This window comes from Catellatospora sp. NPDC049609, assembly GCF_040675365.1.
In the GTDB taxonomy this organism is placed as follows: Bacteria; Actinomycetota; Actinomycetes; order Mycobacteriales; family Micromonosporaceae; genus Catellatospora.
Genome location: NZ_JBFAOU010000091.1, coordinates 23,740 through 31,076, shown reverse-complemented (window position 1 = coordinate 31,076; position 7,337 = coordinate 23,740). Strand labels below are relative to the sequence as shown.

Annotated in this window: 2 protein-coding genes; one reads left to right on the top strand and one right to left on the bottom strand. The window is 71.9% G+C overall.

Annotated features, from left to right (window positions below; genetic code table 11):
• Nucleotides 1-94: 94 nt before the first annotated feature.
• Nucleotides 95-5,143 (bottom strand): NAD-glutamate dehydrogenase, encoded by a 5,049-nt coding sequence (locus AB0J67_RS23740; RefSeq protein ID WP_363485621.1) that lies wholly within the window; start codon nt 5,141-5,143, stop codon nt 95-97.
• A gap of 203 nt (nt 5,144-5,346) precedes the next feature.
• On the opposite strand from AB0J67_RS23740, the gene AB0J67_RS23735 reads away from it, so the two are divergent.
• Entirely contained in the window at nt 5,347-7,260 is a 1,914-nt protein-coding gene (locus tag AB0J67_RS23735; RefSeq protein ID WP_363485620.1) for a penicillin-binding transpeptidase domain-containing protein, read from the top strand.
• Nucleotides 7,261-7,337: the final 77 nt, after the last annotated feature.

Here is a 7,337-nt window from a genome sequence, read left to right as displayed (position 1 = left end):
GGGATATGCCCGGAAGGGGCGTGTCGTCCCCACAGTTCACGCAAGATCGCCGCGGCGTAGGGGCCCCGCGGCCCCGAGGGGCGCGGGGCGTGGGTCAGGCGGCGGCGGCGGTGCGGACCAGGGTGCGGATCTGGCGGAGGAGGACGGACAGGGGGGCCAGGTCGGCCTTGGCGCCGTCGAGCTCGGCGATGGACTTTCTGGCCTGGGCGATGGCGTTGGCGTTGTGCTGCTCCCACTGGACCACGCGCTGCTCGGCGGTGCCGGTGGGGGCGGCGGCCAGTACCTCGGCGGTGAGTGCGGCCAGGGCCGCGTAGAGGTCGTAGCGCAGCGCCATGCGGGCCAGGGTCTGCCAGCGGTCGTCGCGGGGCAGCAGCGAGATCTTCGTGAGCAGGTCGTCCACGCGGAAGCGCTCGGACAGCACGAAGTACACCCCGGCCACCTCGTCGAGGTCGCGGCCGGTCGCCGCGGCGACCTCGACGACGTCGAGCAGGCCGAAGCTGTAGAGCGTGCGGGCGCCCCACTCGGCCAGCTCCGGCGTCGCCCCGAGGCCGACCAGCTCGGCCTCGTGCTCGGCGATGCCCGTGCGCTCCGTGCCGACGAACATGTCCTTCATGCGCGGCATGAGTGCGGACACGCCGGGCTTGAGCTTGGCGATCTCGCCGGGCACGTCCAGCGGCGAGCGCCGGTTCTGGATGAGCCAGCGCACCGCCCGGTCCATCAGCCGCCGGGCCTTGAGGTAGACGGCGGTCTGCGCGGCGGTCGGGATCTCGTTGTCGGTCGCCTCGACGGCGGCCCACAGCGCGGGCAGGTCGAAGACCTCCCACACGATCTCGAAGGCGCGCAGCACGTCCGCGGCGGACGCGCCGGCCTCCTCCACCGCGCGGTGGATGAAGGTGATGCCGCCCCGGTTGACGGTCTCGTTGACCAGCACCGTGGTGACGATGTCGCGGCGCAGCCGGTGCTCGGCCATCTGGTGGGTCATCCCGCGCAGCGGCGTCGGGAAGTAGTCGGCCACCGTCTGCGCCGTCCACGGCTCGTCGGGCAGGTCGGACTGGACGATCTCCTCCTCCAGCGCGATCTTGACGTACGCCATCAGCACCGCGAACTCCGGCGTGGACAGGCCCTCGCCGTTCTCGCCCCGGGCCACCAGCTCCTCGTCGGTGGGCAGCCCCTCCAGCGCGCGGTCGAGCTTGCCCGCCTTCTCCAGCTCGGTGAGCAGGCGGCGGTGCACGGGCAGCAGCGACAGCGTCTGGGCGCGGGCGTTGCCGAGCGTGGTGGCCTGGCCGTAGTTGTCCCGCAGGACCAGCTCGGCGACCTCGTCGGTCATGCTGGCCAGCAGCTCGTTGCGGGCCTCCAGGGACAGCTCGGGGTCCGCGCCGAGCAGGATCTTGATGTTGACCTCGTGGTCGGAGCAGTCCACGCCGGCCGAGTTGTCGATGAAGTCGGTGAAGATGCGGCCACCGGCGCCCTGGGCGCCCTTGCGGGCGTACTCGATCCGGCCGGCCTGGGTCAGGCCGAGGTTGCCGCCCTCGCCGACGACGCGGGCGCGCAGGTGGCCGCCGTTGACCCGGATCGAGTCGTTGGCCTTGTCACCCACCTCGGCGTGCGACTCCGTGGTGGCCTTGACGTAGGTGCCGATGCCGCCGTTCCACAGCAGGTCGACCGGGGCCAGCAGGATCGCCTTCATCAGCTCCGCGGGGCTCATCGCGGTGACCGCGCCCTTGAGCGGGTCGGTCGCCAGGCCCAGCGCCGCGCGCACCTGCGGCGTGATCGGGATCGACTTGGCGGTACGGGGGAACACGCCGCCGCCCTCGGAGATCAGGCTGGTGTCGTAGTCGGCCCACGAGCTGCGCGGCAGGTCGAACATGCGCCGCCGCTCGGCGTACGACCGCGCCGCGTCGGGCTCCGGGTCCAGGAAGATGTGCCGGTGGTCGAACGCGGCCACCAGCCGGATGTGCTCGCTCAGCAGCATGCCGTTGCCGAACACGTCACCGGACATGTCGCCCACGCCGACCACGGTGAAGTCCTGCGTCTGGGTGTCGTGGCCCAGGTCGCGGAAGTGCCGCTTGACCGACTCCCACGCGCCGCGGGCGGTGATGCCCATCTTCTTGTGGTCGTAGCCGGCCGAGCCGCCCGAGGCGAACGCGTCGCCCAGCCAGAACCCGTACGACGCGGAGATCTCGTTGGCGATGTCGGAGAACGTCGCCGTGCCCTTGTCCGCGGCGACCACCAGGTACGGGTCGTCGCCGTCGTGGCGCACCACGTCGGCCGGCGGCACGACCTTGCCCGCGTCGAGGTTGTCGGTGATGTCGAGCAGCGCCGAGATGAACCGGCGGTAGCAGGCCACGCCCTCGGCCTGCAGCGCGTCGCGGTCACCCGCGGCCGGCGCCTGCTTGAGCACGAAGCCGCCCTTGGCGCCCACCGGCACGATCACCGCGTTCTTGACCATCTGCGCCTTGACCAGGCCGAGGATCTCGGTGCGGAAGTCGTCGCGCCGGTCCGACCAGCGCAGGCCGCCGCGCGCCACCGCACCGAAGCGCAGGTGCACGCCCTCGAAACGGGGCGAGTACACGAAGATCTCGAACTTGGGCCGCGGCGCGGGCAGGTCCGGGATCGCCTGCGGGTCCAGCTTGAACGCGATGTACGACTTGGGCCGCCCGTCGGCCGCCTTCTGGAAGAAGGACGTGCGCAGCGTCGCCTGCATCAGCGTCAGGTAGTTGCGCAGGATGCGGTCCTGGTCCAGGCTCGCCACCGACTCCAGCTGGCGGCCGATCGCCGAGATCAGCTCCTTGGCCTGGCTGCCGCGCTCGCCGTCGGACAGGTGCAGCCCCGGGTTGAACCGGGTCTCGAACAGCGCCACCAGCATCGCCGCGATCTGCGGGTACGCCGTGAACGTCGACTCCATCGACTCCTGCGAGAACACGGTGCCCGCCTGGCGCAGGTACTTCGCGTACGCGCGCAGCACCACGACCTGGCGCCAGGTCAGCCCGGCCCGCAGCACCAGCTCGTTGAAGCCGTCGACCTCGGCCTCGCCCCGCCACGCGGCGGCGAAGGCGTTCTCCACGTGTGAGCGCACCTCGGCCAGGTCCCGCGCACCGGCGGGCAGCTGCAGGCCGAAGTCGTACACGAACACGGTCGCGTCGGGGCGGCGCACCTCGTACGGGCGCTCGTCGGTGACCCGCACGCCCAGCGAGTGCAGCACCGGCAGCACCGCCGACAGCAGCATCGGCTCGCCGTGCCGGTACACCTTGAACCGCACGTCGTTGCCGGGCGAGGTGGCCTCGACCATGCTGCCCGTGCCCGCGGTGAACTTGCGCCGGAACAGGTGCATCTCCAGCTGGCCGGGCTCCTCCAGCAGCTCCAGCTTGGCCAGGTCCTGCGCGGCCTCGTAGGGCAGGTGCCCGTCCTTGTAGGTCTCCGGCAGCGCGTCGACGTAACGCGCGGCCAGCAGCCGGGCCTGCTCGTCGCCGACCTTGCGCTCCAGCACCAGCCGGAAGTCGTCGTCCCAGTTGCGGGTGGCGTCGCCCAGCATCTCGGCCAGCGCGTCGGCGTCCACCTCGCCGGGCGGGTTGTTCGGGTCGGTCCGCACGATGAAGTGCACCCGCGCCAGGTTCGACTCGCTCACCCGCGTGGTGTAGTCGACGCCGATGCCGTTCAGCTCGCGCAGCAGGATCTCCTGCATGGCCAGCCGGTGCGCGGTGGTGAACCGGTCCCGCGGCAGGTAGATCAGGCACGAGATGAACCGGCCGTAGCCGTCGCGGCGCAGGAACAGCCGCAGCTGGCGGCGCCCGGCCATGCGCAGCACGCCGGTCACGGCGTGGTAGAGGTCGTCCGTGCCGATCTGGAACAGCTCGTCGCGCGGGTAGGTCTCCAGGATCTCCAGCAGGTCCTTGCCGGAGTGGCTGCGCGCGGACAGGCCGGAGCGGTCCAGCACGCTGTCCACCTTGCGGCGGATCACCGGCAGGTCCCGCACGCTGGTGCGGTATGCCGCCGACGAGAACAGGCCGAGGAAGCGGCGCTCGCCGTCGACGTTGCCGTCCGCGTCGAACGTCTTGAACCCGATGTAGTCGAGGTAGGCCGAGCGGTGCACGGTGGACCGCGAGTTCGCCTTCGTGATGATGAGCAGGCGCTTCTCCAGCGCCTTGTGCTGCGCCTCGGGCGTCATCGACTCCAGCGTGCGGGCCGTGGAGGACGCGTCCTCGCGCAGGATGCCCAGCCCGGTGCCGGGCACGGCCCGCATCAGGTCGGTGTCGGTGCCGTCGCCGGGCACGTGGACCAGCTCGTACTCGCGGTAGCCGAGGAAGGTGAAGTGGTGGTCGGCGAGCCAGCGCAGCAGGTCCACCGAGTCGGTGATGTCGCGGTCCGGCACCGGCAGCTCCGCGCCGGCGATCTCGTCGGCCAGCGCGAGCGCCTGCGCCCGCATCCGCGGCCAGTCCTCGACCGCGCGGCGCACGTCGCCGAGCACCCGCTCCAGGTCGGCGCGCAGGTGCGCCAGCTCCGCCTCGTCGCGGATGGCGCCGACCTCGATCCGCATCCAGCTCTCGATCAGGTCGCCGGGGATGGCGTCGTCGGGCTCGACGTCGGCGCACACCTCGGTCAGGTCGCCCTGCTCGTCGCGGCGCACCACCATCACCGGGTGCACCAGCAGCTGCACGTCCTTGCGCGCGGACAGCGCCGCGGTGACCGAGTCCACCAGGAACGGCATGTCGTCGGTGACCACTTCCACGACGGTGTGGCGGGGGTGCTCCGACTGGGACAGGCGCAGCTTCAGCTCGCCGGGGTTGCGCCGCGCGGCCAGCTCGCGGTGGGCGCGGGCCGCCTCGACCAGGCGGGCGGGGGTGAGGTCGACCAGCTCCTCGTCCGGGGCGAACCGCCAGTAGCGCTGCACCAGCTGGGCCTCGGCGAGCCGGTCGTCGGCCGGGCTCGGGGCACCCGCCGAGAGCTCGGCCGGGCTGCCCCCGGCGGCCAGCGCGACCGCGGCCGCGATCAGGCGTTCGCCATTGGGCAGCGGCTCGTCGAGCTCGCTGTCGTCGAGGTCGTCCGGCCGCGGATGCGGCCTGCCCTCGACCCGGATGGTGTCACCGCTCGCACCGGTCTCGACATCAGCGGAAGCGCCGCCGTCGACTCGGCCGCCAGACTCCATGAGAAAGCACTCCCCTTCGCCCACCACGCTGTGGGTCGTTGGTGGGACGGGCCGTTGCAGGGGCCGTCCCGTCGTCAACCCCAGCCTAATCAGCACCCCCGGCCAGGCACTCGTTCGGGTCCCACCGACACCCGCGCCCGAGCGGTCCACTCTCTGACAGCTCGGTGTCCCACAGGACGGGCCCCTTACGGCAGAATGCCCGCATGGCTCTGCGCTCGAACGTACGCCGTCCCAAGATTCTCCTCTCCGTGCTGGCGGCGACGCTGCTGTTCCCGGCACTTGCCGCCTGTTCGAAGGACGACGGCCCGGAGCCGATGCTCGACGCGTTCCTGTCCGGCTGGCGGTCGGGCTCGTTCGACAGCGTGTCCTTCGTCCGGGCCTCCGGCGAGCGGGTCGACGCCGCCGCGGTGTCGACCGAGCTGAAGGCCCTCTCGGGCACGTTCAAGGACAAGCCGCCGACGCTGAACAAGCAGACCCCGAACGTGAACGAGGGGCTGGCGCTGACCGACATCGCCGTGTCGCAGCCGCTGCCCGACGGCACCACCTGGGACTACACCACCAACGTGCGGATGACCAAGGGCAAGGACGGCTGGCAGGTCATCTGGGAGCCGGCCGTGGTCCACCCGAAGCTGACCCCCGGCGACGAATTGGCCGTGCGCCGCCTGTCCGCCAAGCGGGCCGGGGTGCTCGACGGCACCGGCGAGGAGATCGTCAAGCCGCGGCCGGTGGTCGTGGTCGGCGTCGAGCCGCAGCGCGTCGAGGACCTCGACAAGCTGGTCGCCGACCTGGCCGCGATCTTCAAGGCGGCGAAGGTGGACGCCGGCACGAGCGACCTGGCGGCGCGGGTCAAGGCGGCCAAGCCGGACGCCTTCGTCGAGATCGTGACGCTGCGCCGGGAGGTCTACGACCCGATCCGGTCCAGCCTGCGCGCGCTGATCGGCACGACGTTCCGCGAGGAGGAGCGGCTGCTCGCGCCCAGCCGGACGTTCGCCCGTGCCCTGCTCGGCACGGTCGGCCCGGTGACCAAGGAGATCATGGACAGCAAGCCGGGGGTGTACGCCGTCGGCGACCAGGCCGGGCTCGGCGGCATCCAGCGCACCTACGACGACCGGCTGCGCGGCGTGCCCGGCCAGAGCGTCGTGGTGACCCGCAAGGCGACCGACGGCACCCGGCAGGACACCCCGCTGCTCACCGTCGAGGCCAAGCCCGGCCAGCCGCTGAAGACCGCGCTCGACCCGGCCGTGCAGCTCGCCGCCGAGCGGGCGCTGGCCACCGAGAAGCAGCGCAGCGCGATGGTGGCGATCCGGATCAGCGACGGGCGGATCCTCGCGGTGGCCAACACCGGCGACGACAACCTGGCCTTCACCGCGCAGGTGCCGCCGGGCTCCACCTTCAAGACCGTGTCGGCGTACGCGCTGCTGGACGCGGGCAAGGTGACCGCGAACCAGACCGTGGCGTGCCCGAAGTTCTTCACCGTCGACGGCCGGCAGTTCAAGAACTCGAACTTCATGGAGCTGGGCAACGTCCCGTTCCACACCGACTTCGCCCGCTCCTGCAACACCGCGTTCGCCTCGCTGGCCCCGCAGCTCGGCCCCGACGGCCTCGCCGCCGCGGGCAGCGCGCTGGGCGTCGGGCAGACCTGGGACCTCGGCTACCCCGCCTTCACCGGCCGGGTCTCGGCCGGCGGTTCGGCGACCGAGCAGGCCGCCGCCTCCTTCGGCCAGGGCCAGACCATCGTCAGCCCCGTCGCCATGGCGGGCGTCGCCGCCGCGGTCGCCCGGGGCCAGTGGAAGCAGCCCGTCCTGCTGCTCGACCCCGTGCCCGCCAAGCCCGCCCCCGACGGCCCCGCCCTCAAGCAGACCACCCTCGACCCGCTGCGCGCCATGATGCGTGAGGTCGTCACCGCCGGCACCGCCACCACCCTCAAGGACGTCCCCGGCGGCCCCGTCTCGGGCAAGACCGGCACCGCCGAGTACGACGACAACCCCGCGCACACGCACGCCTGGTTCATCGGCTGGCAGGGCGACATCGCCTTCGCCGTCTTCGTCGAGAACGGCGTCAAGCCCAGCGAAACCGCCGTCCCCATCACCGAATCCTTCCTCCGCGCGATCCGCTAGCCACCAGGCGACGATCTTGCGTGAACTGTGGGTACGACACGCCCCTTCCGGGCGAATCGGCAACAGTTCGCGCAAGA

What these genes read in the sequence shown, in the direction of transcription:
- AB0J67_RS23740 (WP_363485621.1), bottom strand. Translation starts at nt 5,143, where the DNA reads ATGGAGTCTGGCGGCCGAGTCGACGGCGGCGCTTCCGCTGATGTCGAG.
- AB0J67_RS23735 (WP_363485620.1), top strand. Translation starts at nt 5,347, where the DNA reads ATGGCTCTGCGCTCGAACGTACGCCGTCCCAAGATTCTCCTCTCCGTG.